The sequence below is a fragment of the Streptomyces sp. MBT65 genome (assembly GCF_016612545.1).
GTDB lineage: Bacteria > Actinomycetota > Actinomycetes > Streptomycetales > Streptomycetaceae > Streptomyces.
In genome coordinates this window covers 1-395 of the sequence record NZ_JAENRY010000785.1, presented here as the reverse complement: position 1 = coordinate 395, position 395 = coordinate 1, and the positions used below count along the sequence as shown (strand labels likewise).

Sequence of the window (395 nt, the reverse complement as noted above, 5' to 3'; positions counted from 1 at the left end):
CCGCGCGCGCGGTGCTCGACGGGGTCGTACGGCGGATGGATCTGCTGGTGGACGACAGCGACGGGGTGGTGCTGGGCGCGCTGCGGATTCCCTCGCTGCCCCTGCCCGCGGTGCCTTCGCCCGCCGGCTCCGGGCACGCGTCCTGGCTGCGGACCTGTCAGTCGCTGGTACGGACGCTGGTGCCGGCCCGGCCGGCGCGGGAGCGGGAGTCGCTCGACGGTGTGCCGCGGTTCGCGCCGGCGCGGCTGCGGGTCGAGGTCGACGGGGTCACGCTGGTCGACCTGGACCAGCCGGTGGAGGCGGTGTCCGTGCGGCCGGGGGTGTCCGGGCTGGCCGAGGTGGAGGTGCGGCCGGTGTCGGTGGGGGCGGAGGCGTCGCCGCTGTGTGCGCGGGGG

General features: G+C 77.7%; 1 pseudogene. It reads left to right on the top strand.

Annotated elements, in window-relative coordinates:
• Positions 1-395, top strand: a pseudogene (locus tag JHN63_RS52105) (diacylglycerol kinase); the annotation flags it as partial.